The following is a 25,566-nucleotide window of genomic DNA, read 5'->3' on the forward strand; positions in this document are numbered from 1 at the left end:
GGCGGCACTTTCCGCCGGAGATGGCGATATACTATTTGGCAATAATCTGGCCATGGTGGAGAGGTTATTCTAATCGCTCACGAACTGAAATGAACCCCATGACCGCAACCCACGATCGCGCCCGGTTCCTGATCATCGACGACCATCCGCTGTTTCGTGAGGCGCTGCACAGCGCCGTGCAGATGGCCTATCCGGAAGTCGACACGGTGGAGGCGCGCTCGATCACCGAGGCGCTCGATCTTCTGGCCGATGCCAAGCCGTTCGACCTCGCGCTTCTCGACCTCTCGATGCCCGACGTGCACGGTTTTGACGGCCTGCTGCAACTCCGGACCCGCTATCCGCGCCTGCCCGTGGTGATCGTCTCTGGTTACGAGGAGCCGAAGATCATTTCCGAAGCGCTGTCCTATGGCGCTGCCGGCTTCATCCCGAAATCGGCGCGCAAGAGCGACCTCGCCGTAGCCATCCGCTCGGTGATGGAAGGCGCGATCTATGTGCCGGAGACCTATGAAGGCCGGCCGCCGGATGCCGACAGCGCCGACCGCGCCGACATGGTGCAACGCCTGTCGACGCTGACGCCGCAGCAACTGCGCGTGCTGCAGATGCTGCGCCAGGGCCTGCTCAACAAGCAGATCGCCTACGAGCTGCAGGTGGGAGAGACCACGGTGAAAGCGCATGTGTCGGAAATCCTGCGCAAGCTCAATGTGTACAGCCGCACGCAAGCGGTGATCGAGGTGTCGAAGCTGGACAATGCGGAGTTGTTTCGCGATCAGGCTGGGTTTTGAGCTTTTACCCTGCCGTTCAAGGGGAGGGTATGAAGCTAAGCCAGCAAATGCGCCAGCAGCGCCCTTAGTTGGGCCGGCTTCAGCGGCTTGCGCATCAGTTCGATGCCGCCGGAGCGGGCGGCTTTGGCGACCGCTTCCGAACTATCGGCGGTGACGATCAGCGCCGGCACGGCGCGGCCGAGATAGTCGCGGACTTCGGCGATGGTCGTGGTGCCGAGATCGCCGCCGTCGAGATGCTGGTCGGCAATGACGATGTCGGGCACCCAGTCGGTGTCGCCAAGCATGTCGAGCGCATCGTCGGTCGAGGTCGCGGCCCGCACCAGGCATTGCCAGCGTTCGAGCAGGAAGGTCATGGCTTGCAGCACTTCGATATCGTTCTCGACCAGCAGCACCTTGGTGCCGAACAGGCCATAGCCGCGCGGCCGTTCCATGTCGGCAACGCTGGCGATGGCATCGGCTGGCGCACCGATGCCGACGGGTACATCGATGTGGAAGATCGTGCCGCGTCCGACCTTCGACGAGAATGTCACGGGATGGCCGAGCGCGCTGGCCATGCGGCGCACGATGGCGAGCCCGAGCCCGAGACCGCCACCGTCCAGTTCGGCATTGGCCGGCGAGGTGCCGCGGTGGAACTCCTCGAACACCGCCTCGCGCTGGTCGTCGGGAATGCCGCAGCCCGTGTCGGCGACGTCGATGCGGATGGTGTCGCCGCGATGCCTGGTGCCGACAAGCACGCCGCCCGAGCGTGTATAGCCCAGCGCGTTGGAGAGAATGTTCTGCAGGATACGGCGCAGCAGCGTGCGGTCGGAGCGGACCACGGCATGGACCGGCCGGAATTTCAGCGACAGGCCTTTCATCTCCGCCACCGGCAGGAAATCCGAGCGGAGCGACGAGAACAGCGCCTCCAGGCTGACGTCGCTTATGTCGGGCTGCACCACGCCGGCATCGAGCTTGGAGATGTCGAGCAGGGTTCGCAGCAGGTCCTCCATCGTCTCCAGCGAGCGCTCGACCTGCCGCACCAGTTTCTTGCCCTCGTCGCTGGTCTGAACTTCGGCGAGCGCCGAAACCGAAAGGTGGGCGGCATTCAGCGGCTGCAGCACGTCGTGACTGGCAGCGGCGAGGAAACGGGTTTTTGACAGGTTCGCCAGTTCGGCGTTTTCCTTGGCGGCACTGAGGTCAATGTTCGACTGCTCCAGCCGCCGCAAGGTCGAGTGAAGTTCCTCGGTACGTGTACGCACCCGGTTTTCCAGCGAGATCGTGGTCTGGAACAGCGAAAAGGCGTTGCCTTGCTGGTCCATCGAGCGCTCGACGCGGCTGACCAGTGCCGCGTTGATCTTCTTCAGCTTTTCAAGATCGTTTATGTCCCTCAGCGGCATCTCGTTGCGCCGTCCTATTCCGCCGCCTGGCGCTCGCCGAAGGCGATGCCGGTGAAAGTCTGGTTCAGATGCATCGACCGGTACTGTTCGCCATAGGTGCCGAAGCCGATGACATTGTTGACCCGGTAGAGTTCCGAGATTTCGCGAAACACCTGCCGATTGCGTGCGTCCAGCCGGCGCAGCACGCAGTCGAAGCCGAGGATCATGTCGATACCGCCAAGCCTCTCCTCGACGTCGCGCAGGGCGGCGCGCGTCGATTCGACCATGTCCTTGGGCTGAGCGATCGACAGCACGACGCCATCGTCTATGGCGCAGAAGAACGACAGCGAGCCGTCGGCATGCATCTTCTGGATCGACCGGCAATAATATTGTCCGCCCACCTTCACCACCACGGGATGCGAGGCGAAGCTCAGTGGCGTCAGCATCTGCGCGACGATACCGACGGACGCGGCATATTCCTGCGCCGCATTGGTGGCGTTGAACTCGCGCACGATGCGGTGATCTGGATCGGAAGCCGTCACCACCAGTTTCTCATCGGTGGGAACGAAATTGTCGGTCTTGAAGACATGGAAGGGAATTTCGGTCGATATCAGCACGATGATGGCGCTGTCGGAGGTGACCTTGCCGTTCGAGATCAGGCGCGTCGTCTCGAATTTCAGATCGTCGCCGGCGGAGCCGCCAAGCAGCGGAATGTCATCGAGACCCCAGTGGATGGCTGAACTCACCGCTTCTTCGGCATAGGAGAGCCCGTCGATGAAGCAGAGCGCGAAAGTGCCTTTGGTCCGATCGCAACCGAGGCGTGCGCGCAGCGATCGCCGCAGGGTCTCGACCTCGCCGGTGATCCTGTCCATACCCGACGAGGACAGATTTTCGACCATCACGCTGACGGCGGTAAACGCGGGGGACGGAAGCAGCATGGCCAGCACATGACCATCCTCGAGACCTTGCGGCGTGATCTCGCCGGCAGTCGAGCAGCCGGCGTGGTGGAGCGCCGGCGCGTGGGTCATGAGCGCCTGGGAAAGGGCGCTGGCTTCGACCAGGCTCTGGGAAAAGAACAGCAGGGCAAAGCCCGCGTCGATGGCGGCTGCTTCCAGTGCGATCGCCTTGGCGAACGCCTCCATGTCGGGCTCGTCCGTGGTGAGCGCCGACAGGCCGCATGCATAGCGCGTCTGTGAATTGGCCAGCGATGTTCTCCGCATTTCCTCCGACGCTTTTTTGTGCGCGGCTGTTTTAAATGCTTCTGGCGCGCGGGCGTCGACCGACATTGTTGCCTTCAATCGGCGGTTTGGCAATGGGGCCACCGGCACCGCATGTTTGGGCGCGGCCATGACCGAAAGTACAATGTGCCGCGTTTGCGACGTGCTGTTTTTTGTCCGATGTGCGGTGTACCAATAACGCATGGCCGATGCGCCAACGCCGCGTTGGCAACGTGATGACCAAGGTTGATACCCAGGGAGGGACCATGTCGGACGTTTCGTTGATGGTGAACGGAAAGCGGGTCAGCGGTGCTGCCGAGGACCGAACACTTCTGGTTCACTTCCTGCGGGAAAATCTCGGCCTTACCGGCACGCATGTCGGTTGCGACACCTCGCAATGCGGTGCCTGCGTCGTCCACGTCGACGGCAAGGCGGTCAAATCCTGTACGATGCTCGCGGTGCAGGCCTCCGGCTCGACCGTGTTGACGATCGAGGGCCTGGCAAATGGCGCCGACCTGCATCCGGTGCAGGCCGCCTTCAAGGAACATCACGGGCTGCAGTGCGGCTTCTGCACGCCGGGCATGATCATGACGGCGACCGACATGATCGGCCGCCACCCCGAAGGGCTCGACGAGGCGACGGTGCGTGCCGAGCTCGACGGCAACATCTGCCGCTGCACCGGCTACCACAACATCGTCAAGGCGATCCTCGCCGCATCGACGACGATGAAGGGGTCGAAGGGTAAGGCGAAACAAGCGGCTTGAACGAGGCAGTAGGGCAATAAGGCAGTAGGGCAGTAGGGAATCGGAGCCAATTTTTCCCTACTGCCGTACTGCCCTACTCACCTACTCCCCTACAATCTCGGGAGGAATTTCTGATGGGCATTGAAGGTGTTGGCGCTCGGGTCGCGCGCAAGGAAGACAAACGATTCATCACGGGCGCCGGCCGCTATGTCGACGACATGGTGGTTCCCGGCATGAAGCACGCCGCCTTCGTGCGCAGTCCGCACGCGCATGCGCAGATCAAGAAGATCGATGTGAAGAAGGCCCAAGGCATGCCCGGCGTCATCGGCGTGCTGACCGGCAAGGAACTCAAGGCCGATGGCATCGGCAATCTCATCTGCGGCTGGATGATCCACTCCAAGGACGGCTCGCCGATGAAGATGGGGGCATGGTCGCCACTCGCCTTCGACCGGGTCCGTTATGTCGGTGACGCCGTCGTCATTGTCGTCGCCGAGACCAAGGGGCAAGCGCGTGACGCCGCCGAGGCGGTCGAGATCACCTACAAGGAGTTGAAGGCCGTCGTCGACGCCTCCAAGGCGATGGACAAGGGTGCGCCGCAGATCCACCCCGAAGCGGACAACAATCTGATCTTCGACTGGGACATCGGCAATGCCGACGACACGGAAGCGGCCTTCGGGAAGGCAGCCCATGTGGTCAAGATGGACATCATCAACAACCGGCTGGTGCCTAACGCCATGGAGCCGCGCGCCGCACTTGGCCATTACGACAAGGCCGAGGATCACTACACCTGCTGGACGACCTCGCAGAACCCGCATGTGGCGCGGCTGGTGATGAGCGCCTTCTACAATGTCGCGCCGGAAAACAAGCTGCGCGTGATTGCGCCCGATGTCGGCGGCGGTTTCGGCTCGAAGATCTACATCTATCCCGAAGAGATCGTCTGCCTGTGGGCGTCGAAGAAGACCGGGGTGCCGGTCAAATGGGTGGCTGACCGGACCGAGAGTTTTCTGACCGACGCGCATGGCCGCGACCATCACACCCATGCTGAAATGGCCTTCGACAAGGACCACAGGATCCTCGGCCTGAAGGTCGAAACCCAGGCCAATCTCGGCGCCTATATGTCGCTGTTTTCGTCGGCGACGCCTACCTACCTCTATGCGACGCTGCTGTCGGGCCAGTACAATATCCCGGCCATCCACGCCAATGTGAAGGCGATCTATACCAACACCGCGCCCGTCGATGCGTATCGCGGGGCAGGGCGGCCGGAAGCGACCTTCGTCATGGAGCGCATGATGGAGACGGCGGCCCGCCAGTTCGGCGTCTCGCCGGCCGAGCTGCGGCGCAAGAACTTCGTCACAGCGTTTCCGCATCAGACGCCGGTCATCATGTGCTATGATGCCGGCGACTATGCCGCTTCGCTCGATGCGGCAATGAAGGCGTCGGATTATGCCGGCTTTGCCAAGCGCAAGGCCGCCGCCGCCAAGAAGGGGCTGCTGCGCGGCATTGGCATGAGTTGCTACATCGAAGCCTGCGGCATCGCGCCGTCTGCTGCCGTCGGCTCGCTCGGCGCCGGTGTCGGCCTTTGGGAATCGGCGGAAGTGCGCGTCAACGCGGTCGGCACGATCGAGGTGCTGACTGGCTCGCACAGCCACGGCCAGGGCCATGAGACGACCTTCGCGCAACTGGTCAACGAGCGCTTCGGCGTACCGCTCGATTCGGTCTCGATCGTGCATGGCGATACCGACAAGGTGCAGATGGGCATGGGCACCTATGGCTCGCGCTCGGGTGCAGTCGGCATGTCGGCCATCGTCAAGGCGCTCGACAAGGTCGAGGCCAAGGCCAAGAAGATCGCGGCACACCTGCTCGAGGCCGACGAAGGCGATATCGTCATCGAGAATGGCGCGCTGAAGGTCGCCGGCACCGACAAGAACGTGCCGTGGTTCCAGATGGCGCTGGCCGCCTACACTGCCCACAATCTGCCGGGCGGCATGGAGCCCGGGCTGAAGGAGACGGCGTTCTACGATCCGTCGAATTTCACCTTCCCGGCGGGCTGCTATATCTGCGAGGTCGAGGTCGACCCGGAAACCGGCGTCACCGAGATCGTCCAGTTCGTCGCTGCCGACGATTTCGGCAACATCATCAACCCGATGATCGTCGAGGGTCAGGTGCATGGGGGGCTGGCGCAAGGCATCGGCCAGGCGCTGCTCGAAGGCGCCCATTATGACAATAGCGGCCAGCTTTTGACCGCGAGCTACATGGACTACACCATGCCGCGCGCCGGCGATCTGCCGTCGTTCAAGGTCTCGACCTCGAACACGCCATGCCCGGGCAATCCGTTGGGGATCAAGGGCTGCGGCGAGGCCGGCGCCATCGGCTCGCCGCCGGCGGTGATCAACGCCCTCACCGACGCCATCGGCAGCAACGATCTTGCCATGCCGGCTTCGCCGTCCACCGTCTGGGCCGCGATCCGCGCGACGAAACACTGAAAGCGAATAGCGAATAGGGAGTAGCGAATAGGGAAGAGAAGGCGGTGCGACTGGATAGATCCTATTCGCTATTCGCTACTCCCTATTCGCCCATTCACCCAAGGGAGAATTCCATGTACGCAGTCAACTATCACCGCGCCGCCTCGGTCGCCGATGCTGCCAAGCTGGTCAAGACAGGCGACGCCAAGCTGCTTTCGGGCGGTATGACGCTGATCCCGGCGATGAAGACGCGGCTTGCCGCGCCGTCCGACCTTGTCGACCTGTCGCGGATCGCGGAGCTGCAGGGCGTCAAGGTGTCGGGCAAGACCGTCACCATCGGCGCCGCCACCACGCATCACGCCGTTGCCAATGACGAGAAGCTGAAGAAGGCCTGTCCGGCGATTGCCCATCTGGCGTCACTGATCGGCGATCCGGCGGTGCGCCACAAGGGGACGATCGGCGGCTCGATCGCCAACAACGACCCGGCGGCCGATTATCCGGCGGCGCTGCTGGCGCTGGGCGCCACCATTATCACCAACAAGCGCGAGATCGCTGCCGACAAATTCTTCAAGGGTCTGTTCGAGACCTCGTTGAAGGAAGGCGAGATCGTCACCGCGGTCACCTTCACCGCGCCGGCCAAGGCGGCCTATGAAAAGTTCCGCAATCCGGCATCGCGCTACGCCATCGTCGGCGTGTTCGTTGCCAAGGGCAAGGATGGCGTCAGCGTCGCCGTCACTGGAGCCGGCGATGACGGCGTCTTCCGCTCGAAGGAGATCGAGGCAGCATTGGCCAAGAATTTCGCGGCCTCGGCACTGGAAGGTGTGAAAGTGCCGGCGAAGAATCTGATGACCGACATCCATGCCTCGGCCGATTATCGCGCCAATCTGATCGCGGTGATGGCCAAGCGCGCGGTTGCGGCAGCCAACGCCTGAGAAACTGTTTGGAAACTCTACTCCGGCGGCCATCTGATGGCGTTTTCTGTGCTTCCGGTGCTCACGTACCAAAAGTACGCTCCGCTCCGGTTCTCGAAACCACCACCATATGACTCGCCAGGGCGAGTTTCGATCAGTCGCAGACAAGGAAAGGGGGCCTCCGTGGCCCCTTTTTTGTCGTGCGGCGGCCTGCATCCGTTCAGTTGCTGCTGGCATGGCCGCCGCACTGCTTGAAGCAATTCCGGCCGATACATCGCCCGGACCTGATCCGGCAGCAATCTCGCACTTGCACAAATTCATATTGCACTGCAATATGGACTGGGCGGGAATGCGAGCTGGGTTCGAAATGTACCGTCGTACCCTTCGCATACCTATTGCGAGAGGATCGGCATGACCGACATTTCCGCGACGCATGTCGTTCCGTCCCGATCCGCCGCCGACAGATCAACCAGAACAAGACTGGCCTATCTCGACGGCTGGCGCGGGCTTCGATCGCGCTGGTTCTGATCGGCCATTTCTTTCCGGTTCCGGGAATCAATCTTGGCGTGCTGGGCGTCGAATTCTTCTTCGTGCTCAGCGGCCGGTTGATGGGCGAGATCCTGTTCATCGAACGCTACCCGCTGAAAAAATTCTTCAAACGCCGCTTCTCCCGCATCTATCCGGCTCTTCTGGTCTTCGTAGTCGTCGCGATGATCGCGCTCTCCGGCACGTTCCTCGCCTTCAAATGGAAGGCCGCGCTGACGGCGCTGACATTCACCTACAATTATGCCGGCATTCTCGTGGCTCGGGCAGGGGCGCTCGACCATATCTGGTCGCTCTGCATCGAGGAGCACGCCTACATCATCCTGGCGCTGATCAGCGTCATCGTCTCAAGTCGCTCTCGCGTGGTCGTGCTGCTCCTGGCGCTGGCCTTGCTGGCCATGGCCAATGGCGCGGTTTCGTACTGGGTCTTGGGGATGGACTACGAAACCACTTATTGGCGCACGGATGTGCACATCGCGTCGATCCTGCTGTCGGCTTCGATCTGCCTGCTCAAGGCCGACGGCAGGCTGCCGGCGTTTTTGAGAGGCAAGCATGTGGCCCTGGTGGCGACGGTCTGTGCCGTTGTCCTGTTCCTGGATCGGGTGCCGACGCCGATGCACTATCTCTTCGCGGTGCCGCTGCTGGCTCTGGCCGTCAACGCACTCGATTTCAGCCCACGGTATTTTTCCGGATTGCTGTCGTCCTGGCCGATGGCGACGCTGGGGCTGTGGTCGTACTCGCTCTATTTATGGCAGCAGCCGTTCTACAAATTCGTCTATGAGCAAGGCAGCGCGCCGATACCGATGCTGGCCGCGGTCTTCGCTTGCGCGGCCTGCAGCTACTACCTCATAGAGCGCCCGGCGCGCGAATGGCTCAACCGCAACTGGTGAATGCCGTCGTGCCCGGCCAGATGATCGTGAGTGCAGGTGGAGGGATCGCGCTTCGTAAGCAGACAGTCAATTAATTGTTTCTAATCTAACTTTCGGGAAAGCAATGACCTGCTTTCCGATATGGACCAGTCTCATTAGACATTGGTCGTATGGCAGGCATTCCTTATTGCCTCGCCGGCTTACCCGCCTAGTTTGTTCGCAGGACACATCTGAGAAGATGGTTCGAAGACGCATCTGGGAGGATGGAATGGATACGACCGGGGAAAGGGCGGGCGGCTGGCTCGACCGCTCACGCACCGTCGCCGAGCCTGGCTTCAGCAGGTGGATGGTGCCGCCGGCGGCGCTCTGCATCCACCTTTGCATCGGCCAGGCCTATGCGTTCAGCGTTTTCAACTTGCCGATGTCTAAGCTGATCGGCATCACCGACTCGGCGCCCGACGACTGGAAATTGACCGGCCTCGGCTGGATTTTCTCGATCGCGATCCTGTTCCTGGGCATTGCGGCGGCGTTCGGCGGTGGCTGGCTGGATCGCGTCGGTCCGCGCAAAGCCATGGTCGCTTCTGCCTGCTGTTTCGGCGGCGGCTTCATTGTCTCGGCGCTCGGCGTCTATCTGCACCAGTTGTGGATCATCTATCTCGGCTACGGCGTGCTGGGCGGCATCGGTCTCGGCCTCGGCTATATCTCGCCGGTCAAGACGCTGATCACCTGGTTTCCGGACCGGCCGGGCATGGCAACCGGCATGGCGATCATGGGCTTCGGCGGCGGCGCCTTCATCGCCTCGCCGCTGTCGGTTTATCTGATGAAGCTGTTTTCGACGCCTGAGCACATCGGCGTCGCCGAAACCTTCCTGGTGCTGGGCATCGTCTATTTCGTCTTCATGCTGATCGGCGCCGTTATCGTCAGGGTGCAGCCGGAGGGCTGGAGGCCTGCCGGATGGACGCCGCCGGCGGCACAGAATGCGATGGTGACGACGTCCAATGTCCATCTCGACGATGCGTTGAAGACGCCGCAGTTCTGGCTGCTGTGGGGCGTGCTGTGCCTTAATGTGACGGCAGGGATCGGCGTGCTCGGCCAGGCCTCGGCGATGAGCCAGGAGATGTTTCCGGGACGCATCACGCCTGCCGCTGCCGCCGGCTTCGTCGGCCTGCTGTCGATCTTCAACATGCTCGGCCGCTTCTTCTGGGCCTCGACCAGCGATTATATCGGCCGCAAGACAACTTATGCCATCTTCTTCGCGCTGGGCGTCGTCCTCTATGCGGCGGTGCCGTGGACCGGCCAGACCGGCAGCGTTTTCCTGTTCGTGCTGTTCTACGGGATCATCCTCAGCATGTATGGCGGCGGCTTCGCCACCATTCCCGCTTACCTGCGCGACGTCTTCGGCGTGCGTTACGTCGGCGCCATCCACGGCCGATTGCTGACCGCGTGGTCGGTGGCGGGCGTGCTTGGCCCGGTGCTGGTGAATTATATCCGGCAGTACCAGATCGACAGCGGCGTTGCGAAGGCCGACGCCTACACGGTCACCATGTACATCATGGCCGGCCTGCTGGTTGTCGGCCTCCTGCTCAACCTGATGATGCGGCCCGTCAATGCGCGCTTCCACATGAAGACCGAACCAGCGGTGGCTTAGAGTCAGTTCCATCCCGATAGAATCGGGATGGGCTCTATCTTATTGTTTGAGCATGATCTTTTCCGAAAACCGGAGTCCACTTTTCGGGATCAGCTCTGAGGAGACCGACCATGGCGCAAGACAACGAGAATTCGATCAAACTCACGCTGGCCTGGCTGCTGGTCGGCATCCCGTTGGTCTGGGGGTTCTGGATGACGCTGGTGAGTGCGACAGCCCTGTTCCAGTAGTCCTCGTCTTCGTGCGCGGATCTGCCTGGTCTGTCAGGCGCTGATCTGCCTGACGTAATAGCGCACCGCTTTCTTGCCGCCATGGATGACGGCGTCGCCGGCCTCGACGAAGCCGAGCGCGGCGTGAAAGGCATCCGAGGCGGGGTTCGGCGGGGCGGTGTTGACTTCGCAGGTGACCAGCGTGTGGCCGGCGCGCTCAACATGGCCGAACAGGTCCTGATAGAGCCGGCGGGCGTGGCCGCGGCCGCGTGCGTGCGCCGCCACGACGACCCGGTCGACATAGACGAAGCGCTCATAGCGTTCGCGGAACCACAGGAAATTCGGGCTGTCGTAGCGGGCGTCCTGGTCGAAGGTCATGATGAAGGCTTCGAGATCGCCGATGCGCCTGGTGTAAAATGCTTCGCCAAGCAGGAAGGACAGCCGCTCAGCCTCCAGCCACGACAGTTCGGCGGCATGCTCGTTGTTGAGCGCCAGGATCGCCGCTTCGTCTTGGGCCGATACACGGGCTATCGGGGCAGGGCTCGAGGTCATGCCTTGGCTGCCGCGATCGTTGCCGCTACCAGCGCTGTGTCGGTCAGCGTGTTGCGGTACTCGCGATCGAAATCGGAACCACCCATGCCGACATGGGGATTGCGGTAGTCCATGGCACTCGGCACATCCTTTAGGGCGGCAAAATGCATTTCGGACAGGCCGGTTCTGCTGCGCACTTCGGCAATGTTGTGCACATCCAGTCCGCCGCAGCCGAGGATGACGATGCGGTCGCCGGCCTGCCGCACCAGATCCGCCAACAGCGGCAAGCCTTCGATGGCAGTGTCACGCTGGCCGCTGGTCAGCACGCGTCCGACCTTGCTGCGGATCAGCGATTCGAGCGCCTCGGCCGGCTCGCGCGTCATGTCGAAGGCGCGATGGCAGGTGACGTTCAAGGGGCCGGCGGCCTGCGTCAGTTCGCTCATGCGCGCCTCGTCCATGGTGCCATCGGCGTTCAGGCAGCCAAACACCACGCCGGGCACGCCGAGTTCGCGCAGTGCCGAGACATCTGCCAGCATCGAGGCATATTCGGTCTCACTGTAGAGAAAATCGCCGCCGCGCGGCCGCACCATGACATGAAACGGCACGTTTGCCTGCTCGATGGCGGCGCGGATCGTGCCGAGGCTTGGCGTAATCCCGCCTTCGACGAGGCTGGCGCACAGTTCGACCCGGTCGGCGCCGGCGGCTTGCGCCGCGAGAAGGCCGTCAATGCCTTCGACACAGATTTCGATCAGCGGCAGGCGGAGAGCTTTGGTCAAGGGGCGATCCATTCCATGATTTCCCGGCCAGCCCTACCACCGCGCCGGTTGCTGCGAAAGCGCGAACAGACTTTCGCGCCGGGCACGGACTTCGCGGTTATTGGCGCAATTCCGTGTTCTTGGCGCCTTGCTCGACCTGATCGATCACCAGAAGCTTCACCTCGATATCACCGATATTGGTGGCCTGATGCCACTGGCCGATCATTTCGATGATGAAATCGCCGGCCTTGTAGGTGTTGCTGTCGCCGGTCTCGACATTGGTGACCTTCAGCGTGCCGGCCTGGACATAGGCATAGCGCGGGAAAGGGTGCCTGTGGACCGGCAAGGTCGCGCCCGGCGCGATGTCGTAGGTCGAGACCAGCACCTGCACGTTCTTCTGCGGCAGCGTGATCGGTTGGCCGGACGCGGTCGTCGTGCGCGACGCAAGAGGGGTCACGACGACAGGCGTGCCGCTGCTGTCCAGCGCGTGGGCCGGGTTCGCGGAAAAGGCTGCCGCGAGCAGCAGTCCTGACATCAAAATTTTTCGCATGATTCGCATCCACCCCTGGCGTCAACATCGCGCAGTGGCCACCAGCACGCAAGGCAGCGCCTTGGGCACCTGCCTGCCGGCCAAAAATATTTTTGTCGCCCCTCTTGAAGGAAAAAAACACGATTACCAGATCGTTTTCCGTCGAGGCTTCGGCTCGACATACTGGCGTCGCAGCGACGCTGCGACAGCCTCGTAATCCATGTTGCTTCACGGAGGATATGGCTATGAGAAGCTCTGATTATACCCCTCTTTACCGCACAACGGTCGGCTTCGACCGTCTCTTCGATATGCTCGAAAAAAGCGTACGCTCCGACTGGCCTCCCTACAATATCGAGAAGACCGGCGAGAACGACTATCGCATTACGATGGCTATCGCCGGTTTCGCTCTCGATGAGGTCGAACTCATGCAGAACGGCCCCGAATTGTCTGTCGTCGGCCAAAGGAAACCCGACCAGGAAAATCGGGAGGTCCTTCATCGCGGCTTGGCGACGGGCAACTTCAAGCAGGTGTTCAAACTTGCCGACCACGTAAAGGTCAAGGCGGCCAACCTCGAGAATGGCTTGCTGTCAGTGGACCTGGTCCGCGAAGTGCCCGAGGAACTCAAGCCTCGGCGCATTGAGATAGGGTCCGAAGCCAAAGCGGTTTCGCTCGAGCAACCCGGCAAGAAGCAGTTGATCGACTCGGATGCGGAGCCTCAACGCGAGGTCGCCTGATTCCCTGGACCTAAATCTACGGTCCGCCTCCCGGTTCGGCCGGGAGGCACAGATCGCGGAGAATGGAGATGAGAACCGACACTTACAGTTTTCACCAACCTGAACCGAAAAATCTTGCCGCGGAATCCGCCGGATTGCGGACGCCAGATGATGTGCTGAACGAGGAGACGATGACGATCGGTGCAAAGCGGTCTTTGCTCGCTTTCTGGGCTTCCGACGTTCATGCGGTTCCTGACAATCCCGCGTTGCGGCAATTGGACAACGGCGCCATCGTGGAAGTCAGCGACATACTTCGCGCACTCCGCCTTCTGGACGAAACCGGGCGGGAACCGCGTGTTTCAAAGGAGTCGGGAACCGTCAGCCTGTCTTTCGACCGACGCCGCAAGAAGAGCCGGCTCGGTTGGATGCGGCGCCCCTGGCGAGATGACGATGATGATCCGCCGCCAATCCCGGCCTTTGCGACGGTGCCGCCCGGGCGTGGAGGCGGCGGCATGTTGGCCGAGCCGGAGCATGCAATCGCATGATGACCCAAGCCAGCAACAACCCACGTGCGGAATGGAGGATCACATGAGTTACAGGACGTTCGACCGACCGGTCCTGGTCAAGAATGGCGAGTTCATTCAAGAAATAGGGTGCCTCGACGATGCGTTCGACTTCTTTGAGGAGTGGCCAAGGGAACGGCGAGGTCCGATTTTCGAAACGGCCTTTCGAGCTTGCCAGCGTGCTCACGACGGCCAGGTTCCGCTGACGGTGGCGCGCGATGCCGTCGCCGGCTTCGCAAGATCCGTCAAAATCTTGCAGGACCCGCTTGCCCAATTCCCTTGGATGGACGGCACAAGGTCAGGTCGTGGTGGGGTAACCGCTTAGCCTTGATAAGGGGCGGCGCCATCAGGATGGTCCGGCTGCATGGTCGTCGTTTCCGCATCGCTACAAGGTGAGCTGCCCTGCCAGCTCACCTTTGGCGGGCGGTTGTTGTTCGAGCCGTTAGTACGGTTTTTTGGCGGGCGCGTCCGCGTCGCCATCAGCGGCATGCGACACTCTCGCAGATTATGCCACGGCCCTCAGCGGAGGCTCCGCCATTGTGCCCAGGCCGTCGCATTCCGTGCAGGCACCCGTCTTTCCGGGGCAGCCACCCCGATGGGTTCCCTGCGGGCAGCAGTGCCCGTTTGACGCATACCACTTGGAGCAGTCGAAAATCCTGCCGCTGCCATGACAGCGCAGGCATTCCATATTCGATGAAATCATACCAATTCTTGCCCAACCCAAACGCACTCGCCCCATGCCGCAAGTAACAGGAATCATTGCGCTTTCAAGCACATTGCCCTGACTTAAATTGGGGGGATCGACGGATGGCCGGCATCGATGGCGAACTATCGTTGCGCCGTAATTGCGTTGCTCGTGAAAACCTTGCTCGTCGCAAGCCGGGTTGGGCATTGGTCGGCACCAGCAGGCTGCGCTCCCTTGTCCGGTTCCTTGTCGGCAGTGACAGCGACTGCGTCGCCGGGCTGCGCGTTGGCGGCCTGTGTGGCCGTGGACGCGAAGAGGACCGTCTGAGTGATGAGAGCCGAAACCGCGGCAACCTGGACCAGCACGGCGGCAAGGGCGATCTTCTTGAGCATGCGAGAAAACGCTTTTTGGCGCTCCCGGTTCCCCCATTCAGGTTTTCGGCTTGTTGCGGGAACAAGGGACCGGCAGTGCGGTTAACTCGATTATGCCGAGCAAGATCAAAGAACCACCATCGAAGCCCGAACCGGAGAAGCTACCTGTCCGACGTCGGGACAAAGAAGCCCCGCCAGAGCTTGAACATGTCGACCCGCCACCACGAGATGTGCGAGAGGCACCGGCACCCAACCCGAACGGCGACAAGAGATGAAATCCCGATGAGATCGCCGTGATCGAAACGCACTGCATAGCGGCGCTGGGTCAAATTGAGAATCAACCTGCTGACTGCGGTTAGCCCGCTCCTCACGGTGGCGAGTCAACAGATCCTAGAACGTTGTACAATTGACGGTGTTGCCGAACCGATTGCATGTCGTGCTCCTTGGCCGATTTGCAGCCGCCTGAGCTGCCATCTCGGCGTTAGACTGGGCAATCTCAGCATTGACGGATGCGGATCGTATAGCTGCGGCCTGTCGTGTAGAGCCAGATTCATTCTGGATGCACTGCGCTATTTCGGGCGTGCCTGGCTTGAAACCGTAAGCTTGGCATCGTTTGGAAAAATATTGGACTTGGGTGTTCACCGAGGCAGTCGCGAACCACGCGGGAGAACCGGGCCTGCCGAGATATCTCTCCCCATCTGCGCCGGTACAACCAATGAGAAGTATCAAAGGGAGCAAGATTGCTTTTTTGGACATCATCAGTGTTCTCCTAGAAAGTTGCAACGGGTCGCGTGCGGGGCTGCCCAAAGGCTAAGCGCCAATAGCGCACTCGTCGAGATAATAGCCCGCGACATTGATCTCCCCCAAGATCTCTGAATTATTTTAGCACATTGCCAAGCAGCTAGCGTGTCGCCCGGACTTGGCCGATAGTCGCAGGAACTGGACCGAAAGCAAGGCGCAGGCAGAACCCGCTGCCTCACGATGACGGGCTTTTCCATGCCATTTCTACGATAGGGGTTCCGGCTCCGACCTCAGCCTCCGTTCGCCATATGCGCCATTCGGGAAGAAAGCTCCGTTAGCAAGCGCTTCCGAAGTAGCAGCCTGACCGGTGAGACTTATCGCCCAATCGAATGATTCCCGGGAGGGACTTTCATTATGATCTGGATGTCATCGTTATATACCGCCAGTGTGCCTGGGATTCGGCGTCCCGCGCCGGGTGGCAGTTCGGTCCCCAAAACTGGCTCAAGTACCCAATTGACGCCAAATGACAGGCATCGACGAACCGCGCTAGGGCTAAGCAAATAGGATCCTTGAAAACCAGATTCCTCTGACTTCAGGACCACGATAGCCGGCATATTCCCAAAAATGGTTCGCACCCCATACAATCGCCCGCGTCCTAAATCGTGAACGATCAAGGCGAAGAACGGCAGGGCTACCGCATAATAGATGACAATAACTACCGCGTAGGAGAGTAGGGCCTCAGTGTGAGACTGGGTGCGGCCGCTCAGAAACTGCGTGCGGACATACAGGATGAGAAGCCCCGGGACGAGCAGGGCGAGGCCATTGGCGACCTTGGACAGGTCTTCCATTACCTCGAACCCCATTTTGTCGAATCACTCCAGTTTGCTGGGCGCAGGATTTTCGCGCGCAAAACTTCAGGAGTTCAATGAGCCCATCGTAATTAGTCACAGGGTAGATGTTGCCCCTGGCGTTGCCCCAAGTCAGGAGGGAGTCAGATTAAAGCGATCGGAACTTCGCTAAGCCTTTGAAGAATTTGGCTCCCCGGGCCGGATTCGAACCAGCGACCAACCGGTTAACAGCCGGTTGCTCTACCACTGAGCTACCGGGGAACGGAGGCTCTTATGTGAGTGGCGCAGCCTATAGCTGCCCTTTTCGGCTTTGCAAAGAAGCTTTTCACATTTTTCCGAGGCTTTTTCGCATAGGCCTTTCTCGCAATCGTCGAAGGATGCCCTCATATTAGCCGTCCTGGCAGGGATATGGAACCGAAAGCGCGGCGGCGGCTTTGGTTTGAGCATGCTTGCGAACGATCGAAACGGGTCAATCTTTCGAGACGATGACAGCACAAGACAACCAGATGCCGGCGCGCAAAATCTCCGTTTTCGGGCGCGAGTTCAAAATGCCGCGCTCGCGCGGGCTCAGAATCACGATCGGCATCCTGCTGACCATCGGTGGCATCCTCGGTTTCCTGCCGATCCTCGGCTTCTGGATGGTTCCGCTCGGATTGCTGGTGCTGTCCTATGAATTCGCCATGGTTCGCCGTCACCGGCGTCGCTTTGTCGTCTGGTGGGAACGGCGTCGCCGGCCCGATTGACCGCCGATAGCGCAAGGTGGTGTTTCAGTGGGCGGCCTGCTCTTCCAGTGCCTCACGGATCTGCTTGAGAACAGCCGCGGCCGAGGCAAGCCTTGCCCTGTCACGCGGCGACAGGATGCGTTTCTTCTCCCATCAGGCTATGCTTAACTGTCCGCTAATAAAGCGGTCCGATGATTTGCCGGACGCCGTCCGGACTGACGCGAGGAAACCGTTCGGAATGCAAGGTGGCCGCTTGACGGCATTTTCGCCGCAACCTATTGGAACCGGGTGGAACGCCGGGAGCAATGAGGCCTCGTGGCGGAGTGGTTACGCAGAGGACTGCAAATCCTTGCACCCCGGTTCGATTCCGGGCGAGGCCTCCAATGCCCGGGCCCCCGCGCGGCAGCGCAGGGGCCTGAAGTTCCTGACACAATGGACCGCGGTTCTGGCGCGGCAAGCGGACTGGTTGGGACATGAGCGCTGATTTCTCCGAACTACGCGTCAAGATGGTCGACGGCCAGGTCCGCACCACAGATGTGACCAGCGCGCCGCTACTCGATGCAATGCTTGTCGTCCCAAGAGAGATGTTTGTCGGCGCCGCCCAGCGCGATCTCGCCTATATCGACGAGGACATCCGCATTGCAGCCGGCGCGGACGGTTCGCGCTACCTGATGGAAGCGTCGCCGTTGGCCAAGCTTATCCAGCTGGCCGAGATCAACCCGACCGATTCGGTGCTCGATGTCGGTTGCGGAACGGGCTACGCCTCGGCCATCCTGTCGCGGCTGGCCGGGTCCGTAGTGGCGCTCGAAAACGATTCGGCGCTGGCGGAAACCGCCAGATCGACGCTTTCGTCGCTTGGCTGCGGCAATGTGACCGTCGTCCAGGGCGCGTTGCCGCAGGGGCATGCCGCCAAGGCGCCTTATGATGTTATCTTTATCGGTGGCAGTGTCGCGGAAGTGCCGGCCCCGTTGCTCGACCAGCTTGCCGAAGGCGGCCGACTCGTCGCCGTCGAAGGGCAGGGCAATTCCGGCGTGGCCCGTCTCTTTTTCAAGGCCGGGGGGGTTGTAACCGGAAGACGTGCATTTAATGCGGCAATTAAGCCACTACCGGGGTTTGAACGCATTCGTGCTTTCGAATTCTGAATGATTTGGCCTTGCAGCAGAGGCTTTGTCATGGTCGCTTGCATTTGAACGATCGCTGCTGATGCCAAACTGGGGGCACTTTGGGGGTGAGCAGCAGGGAACACGAACACGCGGCGCCGGCTGATCTATGAGAGAAGCAGGCGCGGCGCGGTTCCCATGGAAAACGAATGAGGGTTTAACCGTGCCGTCTTTACGCAAGTCACTTTTCACCGCCGTCCTCGTTTCGGCGACCATGCTGTCCCCACTGGCCGCTTCAGCCGAAACCATCTCCGGCGCGCTTGCAAAGGCCTACCAGTACAATTCTTCACTGAATTCGGCCCGTGCCGGCGTTCGCGTCACCGATGAGGGTGTCGCCATCGCCAAGTCGGGCTACCGCCCGGTTGTCACCGGCTCGGCGGATATCGATTATTCGAGCAGCCATCTCAACGGCACCAATTCAAGCGTGCGGCTGACCACCGGCAATTTTGGCGTCCAGATCGACCAGACGCTGTTCGACGGCTTTCAGACCAGGAACAATGTTGCTGCCGCCGAAGCACAGGTCCGGGCCTCGGTCGAAAGCCTGCGCAACACCGAAGAGGGCATCCTGTTCAGCGCGGCGCAAGCGTATATGAACGTGATTCGCGACCGGCAGGTCGCTGTGCTGACCGAGCAGAACCTGCAGTTCCTGACCGAGACGGCGCGCGCGGCGCGTTCGCGTTTCGAAGTTGGTGAAGGCACACGCACCGATGTCGCCCAGGCCGACGCCTCACGCGCCGCCGCCGTGGCATCGCTGAGTGCTGCCCGGGCGCAGGCGCTGGCAAGTGCGGCGCTCTATCGCCAGATCGTCGGCGACGAGCCGGGCAAGCTCAAGGGCGCTTCGCCGGTGGCAAAGCTGTTGCCGTCGAGCCTCGCCGCCGCCGTCGGGGTGGCCTCGAACGAGCATCCGGCCATCCTTGCCACGCAGCATCTGGTCGACGCCGCCGCGTTTTCGGTGAAGTCGGCCGAAGGCGCGCTGTTGCCGCAGCTGTCGGCTTCCGCCGGCGTTTCGAGCGCCTATCGCAATACCTCGCCTTTGCCAGGCGTCGGTTCGCAGGATGGCACGACCAATTCGGCCAGTGTCGGGGCAACGCTGACCATCCCGATCTATTCAGGTGGCCGCACCTCGGCGATCGTGCGCCAGAACAAGGAATCACTCAGCCAGGCCCGCATCCAGGTCGACGTCAGCCGCGACCAGGTGCGCCAGGCCGTCACCGCCGCCTGGACCGAGTACACCGCCGCGCAGCAGCAGCTGACGGCCAACAGGCAAGTGATCGAAGCCGCGAAGCTGGCACTGAACGGTGTCATCGAAGAGCGCAATGTCGGCCAGCGCACCACGCTCGACGTCCTCAATGCGCAGGCGACGGTCATCACCGCCCAGATCAACCAGGCCGGTTACGAACACGATGTGGTGGTGGCGAGCTACGCCATCCTGCAGGCGACCGGCCGTCTGTCCGTCGACCGCCTTGGCTTGCAGGTAGCGAAATACAAGCCTGAAGAGCACTACAACGCGGTCAAGGACAAGTGGTACGGACTGCGCACGCCGGACGGCCGCTGAGGCGTTCGGCCTGAACTGGCCGTGTTCCCTGCTTGAGCAGGATCTTTCGCGCTGCGGCTCTCGGGTTCAGATGGCGCTAATCTGTTGAAATCCCACAAGTCCCCAGATTGGGGATTCTCGTGCGGCGATCCGTCGGTTACGCTGTGGCCATGATTCGATCCGGCTCTGCCGGAGCGGAAAACCCAACAGGGGTCACAAGGGCGGCGGATGTGACGATGGCAACGGCAAGCAGCGCACAGCGCGAACCTTCCATGGAAGAGATACTGGCTTCCATCAGGCGGATCATCGAGGACAGCGACGGCGGCCGCAAGCAGCCGGGCGACGCCGATGAGCTGAGCCAGGATCTGGAGCGCGCGTCGAGCGCCTATGCAGCCCCCGACGTGGAAGCATTTCGTGCCGACCTGCATGCCGCCCCCGAGGGCAGGAAGCCTGTCACGCTGGCGGAAGTCCAGTCACAGCTGCCGCCGGCCGAGCCGGTGGTGGCGCGCATGGAAACGCCGGTGCGCCCCGATCCCAGCCCGGCAAGGCCATCGATGACACTCGCCGAGGTCAGCGCCCGCGTTGCAGCGGAGCCAATCACGGCTGAAGCGCCAATATCGCGTCCTGTCGCCGACGCTTCCATCGCCGATTGGCGTCGCGAGATCGCCGCGGTTGGCGAGCAGGCGAGGGCGGCGGTGCCAGACCGGAGCGAAGCCCGCAAGACGGCTGCCCAGCCGTCGATGGAGGCTCCAGGGGATGAACCGACCGCGAAACCGGCTACCGAGCCGTCTCGCCCGGATGCAAGCGTGGTGCGGCCGGTGGCGGCCAGCGACGCGCCGCGTCCGGCGATCGTTTCCGAGCACACCGGCCGTCAGGTCGCGGCTGCCTTTGGCGAGCTTTCCGACGCGTTTGCCAGCCGCAGCAAGAAGACATTCGACGAGATGGCCGAAGAGATGCTGCGGCCGATGCTGCAGGATTGGCTCGATAACAATCTGCCGACACTGGTCGAAAGGCTGGTGCGCGAGGAGATCGAGCGCGTGGCGCGCGGGGCGCAGTAGTTCCCCATACCGATTGCCCAGAGGAAACGGCGCCTTCGTGGCGCCGTTTCTTTTGGCGAAGTCGTTGTCGGCAGGACGACGGATCGCTTTCCGTTGAAATGACCAAGGCCGCGCCTATCTGGTTGTGAGGGTCCGAGACAGCCCTTGCGGTTGACTTGGCCAAAACCTTCCGATTTACACCGGACCAGCAAAACTCCCGACAGCGCGGACCATTTTCCCATGCTTGAAAAGACCTACGACGCCAAAACCGTCGAGCCGAAGATCGCCAAAGTCTGGGAAGAGGCCGACGCGTTTCGCGCCGGTGCCGGGGCCGAGGAGGGGGCGGAGGCCTTCACCATCGTCATCCCGCCGCCGAACGTCACCGGCTCGCTGCATATGGGACACGCGCTCAACAACACGCTGCAGGATATATTGGTGCGCTTCGAGCGCATGCGCGGCAAGAACGTCCTGTGGCAGCCGGGCATGGACCATGCCGGCATTGCCACGCAGATGGTGGTCGAGCGGCAGCTGATGGAAAAGCAGATCCATCGCCGCGACCTGACCCGCGAACAGTTCATCGAGAAAGTGTGGGAGTGGAAGGCCGAATCCGGCGGTGCCATCTTCAACCAGTTGAAGCGGCTCGGCGCCTCGGCCGACTGGTCACGCGAACGCTTCACCATGGACGAAGGCCTGTCCAAGGCGGTGCTCGAAGTGTTCGTCACGCTCTACAAGGAAGGGCTGATCTACAAGGACAAGCGTCTTGTGAACTGGGACCCCAAGCTGCTCACCGCGATCTCCGATCTCGAGGTCGAGCAGCAGGAGGTCAATGGCAATCTCTGGCACTTCCGCTACCCCGTCGAAGGCAAGGTCTTCGACCCGGAAAACCCGAAAACCTTCATCACCGTGGCGACGACGCGCCCGGAGACGATGCTGGGCGATACGGCCGTCGCGGTGCATCCCGACGACGAGCGCTTCCGGCATCTGGTCGGCAAGAACATCGTCCTGCCGATCGTTGGCCGCAGGATTCCCGTGGTGGCGGATGAGTATTCCGATCCGGAAAAAGGTTCGGGCGCGGTCAAGATCACGCCGGCGCACGACTTCAACGATTTCGAGGTCGGCAGGCGCCACAAGCTGCCGGCGATCAATATCCTGACCACGGAGGCGGCGGTAAGCCTCAGGGACAATGAAGATTTTCTCGCCGGCCTCGAGGTGACGCCGGAGCGCCAGGCGGTCTGGGACGAACTCGACGGCCTCGATCGCTTCGTCGCGCGTAAGAAGATCGTCGAGCTGATGGAAGAGGGCGGCTTCCTCGAAAAGGTCGAGCCGCATCGCCACGCGGTGCCGCATGGCGATCGCGGCGGGGTGCCGATCGAGCCATTCCTGACCGAGCAATGGTATGCCAATGCGGCGGAACTGGCCAAACCGGCGATCGCTTCAGTGCGCGAAGGTCGCACGAACTTCGTGCCGAAGAACTGGGAAAAGACCTATTTCGACTGGATGGAGAACATCCAGCCCTGGTGCATCTCGCGCCAGCTCTGGTGGGGTCATCAGATTCCGGCCTGGTACGGGCCCGACGGGCGCGTCTTCGTCGAGAAGACCGAGGAAGAGGCGCTGAGCGCCGCGATCGAATTCTATCTGGCGCTGGAAGGACCGTGGAAGGCCTGGGTCGAGGACAAGCTGGAGAACTTCAAGCCGGGCGAGATCCTGACCCGCGACGAGGACGTGCTGGACACCTGGTTCTCGTCGGCGCTGTGGCCGTTCTCGACGCTGGGTTGGCCCGATGAGACTCCCGAGCTGAAGACCTACTACCAGACCGACGTGCTGGTGACAGGCTTCGACATCATCTTCTTCTGGGTCGCCCGCATGATGATGATGGGCCTGCACTTCATGGACGAGGAGCCGTTCCACACCGTCTATGTCCATGCGCTGGTGCGCGACAAGAACGGCGCCAAGATGTCGAAGTCGAAAGGCAACGTCATCGATCCGCTCGACCTGATCGACGAATACGGCGCCGATGCGCTGCGCTTCACGCTGACGGTGATGGCGGCGCAGGGCCGCGACGTGAAGCTCGATCCGGCGCGCATCGCCGGCTATCGCAATTTCGGCACCAAGCTGTGGAACGCGACGCGTTTTGCCGAGATGAACGAGGTCGCGCGCAATGACGATTTCTGGCTCAACGACGCCAAGCTGGCGGTCAACCGCTGGATCCTCACCGAGCTGACGCGGGCGGCGCGCGAGATCACCGACGGCATCACCTCATACCGCTTCAACGAGGCGGCGGGCGCCGCCTACCGCTTCGTCTGGAACCTGTTCTGCGACTGGTACCTGGAACTGCTGAAGCCGGTGTTCATGGGCACCGACGAGGCGGCCAAAGCCGAAAGCCGAGCCTGCGTCGCCTTCGTGCTCGACGAGATCTACAAGCTGCTGCATCCGATGATGCCGTTCATGACCGAGGAACTGTGGGCGCAGACCGCTGGCGAAGGCAAGCAACGCCCCTCGCTGCTGTGCCATGCCACGTGGCCGTCACCGGACTTCGAAGACGCCGAGGCTGCAGCCGACATCAATTGGCTGGTCGACCTCGTCTCCGGCATCCGCTCCGTGCGTTCGGAGATGAACGTGCCGCCGGCAGCCATCGCACCGCTCGTCGTGGTCGGCGCCAACGATGTGACACGCGAGCGCCTCGTTCGCGAGGAGTCGGCGATCAAGCGGCTGGCGCGGGTCGGCGACATCTCGCTTGCCGATATCGCGCCCAAGGGTTCGGCGCAGATCGTGCTCAACGAGGCGACGATCTGCCTGCCGCTTGGCAGCCTGATCGACCTCGCCGCCGAGGCTGCACGGTTGCAGAAGGAACTGGCCAAGGTGACCGAGGAGATCGCGCGCCTGCACAAGAAACTGTCGAACGAGAGGTTCGTGGCCAGCGCGCCGGCCGAGATCGTCGATGCCGAGCGTGAAAAGCTCGCCGAATACCGCGATGCACAGGACAAGCTGTCGGTCGCGTTGGCCAGGGTTCGCGACGCCGGTTGAGGATAGATTCGCGAGACTTTAGACCCCTCTAAAATGCTGGTTTTCCGCCTCGAAAATCAGCATTCCGTTGCGTTAATATTGACGTAAACGGAAGTTTTAGCCCCATTGTTGCCATAATGTAACAATGGGGCTCCCGGACCCCAAAAAAGGCCTGTTTTCGAGCCTTTTTGGATGGTTCTCCCTGTTTTTTGAGAGCCGCTCAGCTTTCACAGACCATTTTCGGCCTTGCCGCACCCGGTTGCATTTCCTCGAAAATGCGGCTGGCCAGTGTGTACATGTACGCCCGCGAATTCGTTGTTGCACCGTTAACCTGAATTGGTTCTAGCTTGGTGCACTCGAATTCGGGGGAGGACATTTCATGACTATTCTGCGACTGAAGGCGCTGCTGGGGGCGGGCTGCTTTTCGCTGGCTTTGATCGGGACGGCGATGAATCCGGCACATGCCGGCGGCCTGGAGCGTGGCGGCTACGATATCGATCTGCTGTTCGATCCGGCTCCGTTCGCGACCGAAGCGGAAGCGACCTATGTGATGCCGGACCGCAAGTACGAGAATGCGCGCGGTCCAGGCGGAGCCGATCTCGGCTTGGGCACCTCGGCCGACGGAGCCGAGGGCTATTGGGTTCCGCGCGTGGGAATGAAGGTCCAGGTCGTGCAAGGCGTGGATTGTATGGTCGATTATTCGCAGCCCTGGGGCGCGCATACCGCACCTGGCATGTGGAATGGTGCGCTTTCCAATACGGAAACCGATATCAAGAGCAACAACTACGCTGGTACATGCTCTTATAAATTTGATGCGGGCAAGGGCCAACTTCGTTTTATCGGCGGGCTGTTTTACCAAGACATCTCGGGATTCAAAGAAAGCTTGGTAAACGTCCTCCCAGCATTGACAGGCCGTGTCGATCTCGAGGCCAGTGGCTGGGGTTGGCGCGCAGGCGTCGCTTATGAAATCCCCGACATCGCGTTGCGCGCGAGCCTTGTCTACAATTCGAAAGTCAAGCTCGACAATATCTCGGGTGCGCTCGACCTCACCAGTATTGGCAGAGGCGTTACCGATATTTACGGATCAACACAGTACATGCCTGATTCCGTGGAGCTGAAGTTGCAGTCGGGTATCGCTCCCGGCTGGCTTGCCTTCGGTTCGATCAAGTGGGTGAACTGGAGTTTGCTGCAGAGCGTTCCCATCTGCCCGGTGGGGGCTCCGTCCTCACTTTGTTTCACCAACGGCCCGGCAGAGGCAACCTCCCTTGACCTGATGTATCGTGATGGCTGGACCGTATCAGGTGGTATCGGCCACAAGTTCAACGATCAGTGGAGTGGAGCCGGTCAGTTGACTTGGGATCGCGGCACCTCGCATGGCTTCGGCGCGCAGACCGACACCTGGACGCTGGGTGGCGGCGTCGCTTATACGCCGAAGCCCAACATTGAGGTTCGCCTGGCCGGTGCAGTCGGTGTGCTCACCAGTGGTCATTCCGGCATAGTGATTGGCGAGAACGGAAAAATTATTGGTGACGATGCCACCTACGATTTTGGCAACGATCTGGTCACGGCATTTTCCGGCGGTATCAAGATCAAGTTCTAACCTGTTGAGAATTTTACAAAAAGGCCGGGCAATACCCG

23 protein-coding genes and 2 tRNA genes are annotated in these 25,566 nt (G+C 61.5%); 18 read left to right on the forward strand and 7 right to left on the reverse strand.

What is annotated here, in order from left to right:
• Positions 1-98: 98 nt before the first annotated feature.
• Positions 99-782 (forward strand): response regulator transcription factor, encoded by a 684-nt coding sequence (locus RPF88_RS05595; protein WP_337121907.1) that lies wholly within the window; start codon positions 99-101, stop codon positions 780-782.
• A gap of 35 nt (positions 783-817) precedes the next feature.
• Here RPF88_RS05595 and RPF88_RS05600 read toward each other — a convergent pair whose 3' ends face one another.
• Both RPF88_RS05600 and RPF88_RS05605 read right to left on the reverse strand, forming a co-directional pair.
• Positions 818-2,158: a hybrid sensor histidine kinase/response regulator gene (locus RPF88_RS05600; protein WP_013531263.1), complete on the reverse strand. Its 1,341-nt coding sequence runs from the start codon at positions 2,156-2,158 to the stop codon at positions 818-820.
• Positions 2,159-2,172: 14 nt separating this feature from the next.
• Complete coding sequence (locus RPF88_RS05605) at positions 2,173-3,357, reverse strand: FIST signal transduction protein (protein ID WP_050580471.1); 1,185 nt, start codon at positions 3,355-3,357, stop codon at positions 2,173-2,175.
• A 263-nt stretch (positions 3,358-3,620) separates the two neighbouring features.
• Between RPF88_RS05605 and RPF88_RS05610 the strand changes: the two genes are divergently transcribed.
• The 6 genes from RPF88_RS05610 to RPF88_RS33300 all read left to right on the forward strand — a co-directional run bounded on the left by RPF88_RS05610 (position 3,621) and on the right by RPF88_RS33300 (position 10,757).
• On the forward strand, positions 3,621-4,118 hold the full coding sequence (locus RPF88_RS05610; RefSeq protein ID WP_013531265.1) for a (2Fe-2S)-binding protein: 498 nt from the start codon (positions 3,621-3,623) through the stop codon (positions 4,116-4,118).
• A 113-nt stretch (positions 4,119-4,231) separates the two neighbouring features.
• The gene (locus RPF88_RS05615) at positions 4,232-6,580 is read left to right on the forward strand and encodes a xanthine dehydrogenase family protein molybdopterin-binding subunit (protein WP_013531266.1); all 2,349 of its coding nucleotides are present in this window, start codon (positions 4,232-4,234) and stop codon (positions 6,578-6,580) included.
• Between the two features lie 113 nt (positions 6,581-6,693).
• Positions 6,694-7,491: an FAD binding domain-containing protein gene (locus RPF88_RS05620; protein ID WP_027160445.1), complete on the forward strand. Its 798-nt coding sequence runs from the start codon at positions 6,694-6,696 to the stop codon at positions 7,489-7,491.
• Positions 7,492-8,036: 545 nt separating this feature from the next.
• Complete coding sequence (locus RPF88_RS05625) at positions 8,037-8,903, forward strand: acyltransferase family protein (RefSeq protein WP_337121908.1); 867 nt, start codon at positions 8,037-8,039, stop codon at positions 8,901-8,903.
• A 247-nt stretch (positions 8,904-9,150) separates the two neighbouring features.
• Positions 9,151-10,530: an L-lactate MFS transporter gene (locus RPF88_RS05630; RefSeq protein WP_024503830.1), complete on the forward strand. Its 1,380-nt coding sequence runs from the start codon at positions 9,151-9,153 to the stop codon at positions 10,528-10,530.
• A 110-nt stretch (positions 10,531-10,640) separates the two neighbouring features.
• Positions 10,641-10,757, forward strand: a complete 117-nt coding sequence (locus tag RPF88_RS33300; protein WP_013531270.1) for an MFS transporter small subunit — start codon at positions 10,641-10,643, stop codon at positions 10,755-10,757.
• Positions 10,758-10,790: 33 nt separating this feature from the next.
• Here the strand turns inward: RPF88_RS33300 and RPF88_RS05635 are convergent, their stop codons facing one another.
• The 3 genes from RPF88_RS05635 to RPF88_RS05645 all read right to left on the reverse strand — a co-directional run bounded on the left by RPF88_RS05635 (position 10,791) and on the right by RPF88_RS05645 (position 12,572).
• Positions 10,791-11,288 carry a GNAT family N-acetyltransferase gene (locus RPF88_RS05635; protein ID WP_063168154.1) on the reverse strand — a complete coding sequence of 166 codons (498 nt, stop codon included), beginning with the start codon at positions 11,286-11,288 and terminating at the stop codon, positions 10,791-10,793.
• Positions 11,285-12,043: a copper homeostasis protein CutC gene (locus tag RPF88_RS05640; protein ID WP_442921263.1), complete on the reverse strand. Its 759-nt coding sequence runs from the start codon at positions 12,041-12,043 to the stop codon at positions 11,285-11,287. The genes RPF88_RS05635 and RPF88_RS05640 overlap by 4 nt, the downstream gene beginning before the upstream one ends.
• Before the next feature lie 97 nt (positions 12,044-12,140).
• Positions 12,141-12,572, reverse strand: a complete 432-nt coding sequence (locus tag RPF88_RS05645; protein WP_024503833.1) for a cupin domain-containing protein — start codon at positions 12,570-12,572, stop codon at positions 12,141-12,143.
• Between RPF88_RS05645 and RPF88_RS05650 the strand changes: the two genes are divergently transcribed.
• The 4 genes from RPF88_RS05650 (at position 12,571) to RPF88_RS05665 (ending at position 14,152) form a co-directional block, all read left to right on the forward strand.
• Positions 12,571-12,768 (forward strand): hypothetical protein, encoded by a 198-nt coding sequence (locus RPF88_RS05650; RefSeq protein ID WP_027160441.1) that lies wholly within the window; start codon positions 12,571-12,573, stop codon positions 12,766-12,768. The genes RPF88_RS05645 and RPF88_RS05650 overlap by 2 nt on opposite strands.
• Before the next feature lie 28 nt (positions 12,769-12,796).
• The gene (locus RPF88_RS05655; protein ID WP_013531273.1) at positions 12,797-13,285 is read left to right on the forward strand and encodes an Hsp20 family protein; all 489 of its coding nucleotides are present in this window, start codon (positions 12,797-12,799) and stop codon (positions 13,283-13,285) included.
• Positions 13,286-13,437: 152 nt separating this feature from the next.
• The gene (locus RPF88_RS05660; RefSeq protein WP_337121912.1) at positions 13,438-13,809 is read left to right on the forward strand and encodes a hypothetical protein; all 372 of its coding nucleotides are present in this window, start codon (positions 13,438-13,440) and stop codon (positions 13,807-13,809) included.
• 43 nt (positions 13,810-13,852) lie between these two features.
• Positions 13,853-14,152: a DUF982 domain-containing protein gene (locus tag RPF88_RS05665; RefSeq protein ID WP_337123851.1), complete on the forward strand. Its 300-nt coding sequence runs from the start codon at positions 13,853-13,855 to the stop codon at positions 14,150-14,152.
• Between the two features lie 503 nt (positions 14,153-14,655).
• Here RPF88_RS05665 and RPF88_RS05670 read toward each other — a convergent pair.
• Together RPF88_RS05670 and RPF88_RS05675 are read right to left on the reverse strand one after the other, a co-directional pair.
• Positions 14,656-14,904 carry a hypothetical protein gene (locus RPF88_RS05670; protein ID WP_337121913.1) on the reverse strand — a complete coding sequence of 83 codons (249 nt, stop codon included), beginning with the start codon at positions 14,902-14,904 and terminating at the stop codon, positions 14,656-14,658.
• A gap of 1,754 nt (positions 14,905-16,658) precedes the next feature.
• Positions 16,659-16,733 (reverse strand) — tRNA-Asn (locus RPF88_RS05675).
• Positions 16,734-16,957: 224 nt separating this feature from the next.
• Between RPF88_RS05675 and RPF88_RS05680 the strand changes: the two genes are divergently transcribed.
• The 7 genes from RPF88_RS05680 (at position 16,958) to RPF88_RS05710 (ending at position 25,528) form a co-directional block, all read left to right on the forward strand.
• Positions 16,958-17,215 (forward strand): hypothetical protein, encoded by a 258-nt coding sequence (locus tag RPF88_RS05680; protein ID WP_024503836.1) that lies wholly within the window; start codon positions 16,958-16,960, stop codon positions 17,213-17,215.
• Positions 17,216-17,503: 288 nt separating this feature from the next.
• Positions 17,504-17,577 (forward strand) — tRNA-Cys (locus RPF88_RS05685).
• A gap of 90 nt (positions 17,578-17,667) precedes the next feature.
• On the forward strand, positions 17,668-18,336 hold the full coding sequence (locus RPF88_RS05690) for a protein-L-isoaspartate O-methyltransferase family protein (RefSeq protein WP_024503837.1): 669 nt from the start codon (positions 17,668-17,670) through the stop codon (positions 18,334-18,336).
• A 181-nt stretch (positions 18,337-18,517) separates the two neighbouring features.
• Positions 18,518-19,909, forward strand: a complete 1,392-nt coding sequence (locus tag RPF88_RS05695) for a TolC family outer membrane protein (protein WP_013531279.1) — start codon at positions 18,518-18,520, stop codon at positions 19,907-19,909.
• A gap of 215 nt (positions 19,910-20,124) precedes the next feature.
• The gene (locus RPF88_RS05700; RefSeq protein ID WP_224621611.1) at positions 20,125-20,946 is read left to right on the forward strand and encodes a PopZ family protein; all 822 of its coding nucleotides are present in this window, start codon (positions 20,125-20,127) and stop codon (positions 20,944-20,946) included.
• 219 nt (positions 20,947-21,165) lie between these two features.
• Positions 21,166-23,949: a valine--tRNA ligase gene (locus RPF88_RS05705; protein ID WP_127385213.1), complete on the forward strand. Its 2,784-nt coding sequence runs from the start codon at positions 21,166-21,168 to the stop codon at positions 23,947-23,949.
• 358 nt (positions 23,950-24,307) lie between these two features.
• A complete protein-coding gene (locus RPF88_RS05710; RefSeq protein ID WP_013531282.1) occupies positions 24,308-25,528 on the forward strand; it encodes an OmpP1/FadL family transporter in 1,221 nt (406 codons plus the stop codon).
• The last annotated feature ends 38 nt before the right edge of the window (positions 25,529-25,566 follow it).

This window comes from Mesorhizobium sp. ISC11 (genome assembly GCF_037162595.1).
GTDB classification, from domain to species: domain Bacteria; phylum Pseudomonadota; class Alphaproteobacteria; order Rhizobiales; family Rhizobiaceae; genus Mesorhizobium; species Mesorhizobium ciceri.

Bases quoted from the DNA above. Each gene is read 5' to 3' on its own strand.
- RPF88_RS05595 (WP_337121907.1), top strand. From the start codon at position 99: ATGACCGCAACCCACGATCGCGCCCGGTTCCTGATCATCGACGACCAT.
- RPF88_RS05600 (WP_013531263.1), bottom strand. From the start codon at position 2,158: ATGCCGCTGAGGGACATAAACGATCTTGAAAAGCTGAAGAAGATCAAC.
- RPF88_RS05605 (WP_050580471.1), bottom strand. From the start codon at position 3,357: ATGCGGAGAACATCGCTGGCCAATTCACAGACGCGCTATGCATGCGGC.
- RPF88_RS05610 (WP_013531265.1), top strand. From the start codon at position 3,621: ATGTCGGACGTTTCGTTGATGGTGAACGGAAAGCGGGTCAGCGGTGCT.
- RPF88_RS05615 (WP_013531266.1), top strand. From the start codon at position 4,232: ATGGGCATTGAAGGTGTTGGCGCTCGGGTCGCGCGCAAGGAAGACAAA.
- RPF88_RS05620 (WP_027160445.1), top strand. From the start codon at position 6,694: ATGTACGCAGTCAACTATCACCGCGCCGCCTCGGTCGCCGATGCTGCC.
- RPF88_RS05630 (WP_024503830.1), top strand. From the start codon at position 9,151: ATGGATACGACCGGGGAAAGGGCGGGCGGCTGGCTCGACCGCTCACGC.
- RPF88_RS33300 (WP_013531270.1), top strand. From the start codon at position 10,641: ATGGCGCAAGACAACGAGAATTCGATCAAACTCACGCTGGCCTGGCTG.
- RPF88_RS05635 (WP_063168154.1), bottom strand. From the start codon at position 11,288: ATGACCTCGAGCCCTGCCCCGATAGCCCGTGTATCGGCCCAAGACGAA.
- RPF88_RS05650 (WP_027160441.1), top strand. From the start codon at position 12,571: ATGATTCGCATCCACCCCTGGCGTCAACATCGCGCAGTGGCCACCAGC.
- RPF88_RS05645 (WP_024503833.1), bottom strand. From the start codon at position 12,572: ATGCGAAAAATTTTGATGTCAGGACTGCTGCTCGCGGCAGCCTTTTCC.
- RPF88_RS05655 (WP_013531273.1), top strand. From the start codon at position 12,797: ATGAGAAGCTCTGATTATACCCCTCTTTACCGCACAACGGTCGGCTTC.
- RPF88_RS05665 (WP_337123851.1), top strand. From the start codon at position 13,853: ATGAGTTACAGGACGTTCGACCGACCGGTCCTGGTCAAGAATGGCGAG.
- RPF88_RS05670 (WP_337121913.1), bottom strand. From the start codon at position 14,904: ATGCTCAAGAAGATCGCCCTTGCCGCCGTGCTGGTCCAGGTTGCCGCG.
- RPF88_RS05680 (WP_024503836.1), top strand. From the start codon at position 16,958: ATGACAGCACAAGACAACCAGATGCCGGCGCGCAAAATCTCCGTTTTC.
- RPF88_RS05690 (WP_024503837.1), top strand. From the start codon at position 17,668: ATGAGCGCTGATTTCTCCGAACTACGCGTCAAGATGGTCGACGGCCAG.
- RPF88_RS05700 (WP_224621611.1), top strand. From the start codon at position 20,125: ATGGCAACGGCAAGCAGCGCACAGCGCGAACCTTCCATGGAAGAGATA.
- RPF88_RS05705 (WP_127385213.1), top strand. From the start codon at position 21,166: ATGCTTGAAAAGACCTACGACGCCAAAACCGTCGAGCCGAAGATCGCC.
- RPF88_RS05710 (WP_013531282.1), top strand. From the start codon at position 24,308: ATGACTATTCTGCGACTGAAGGCGCTGCTGGGGGCGGGCTGCTTTTCG.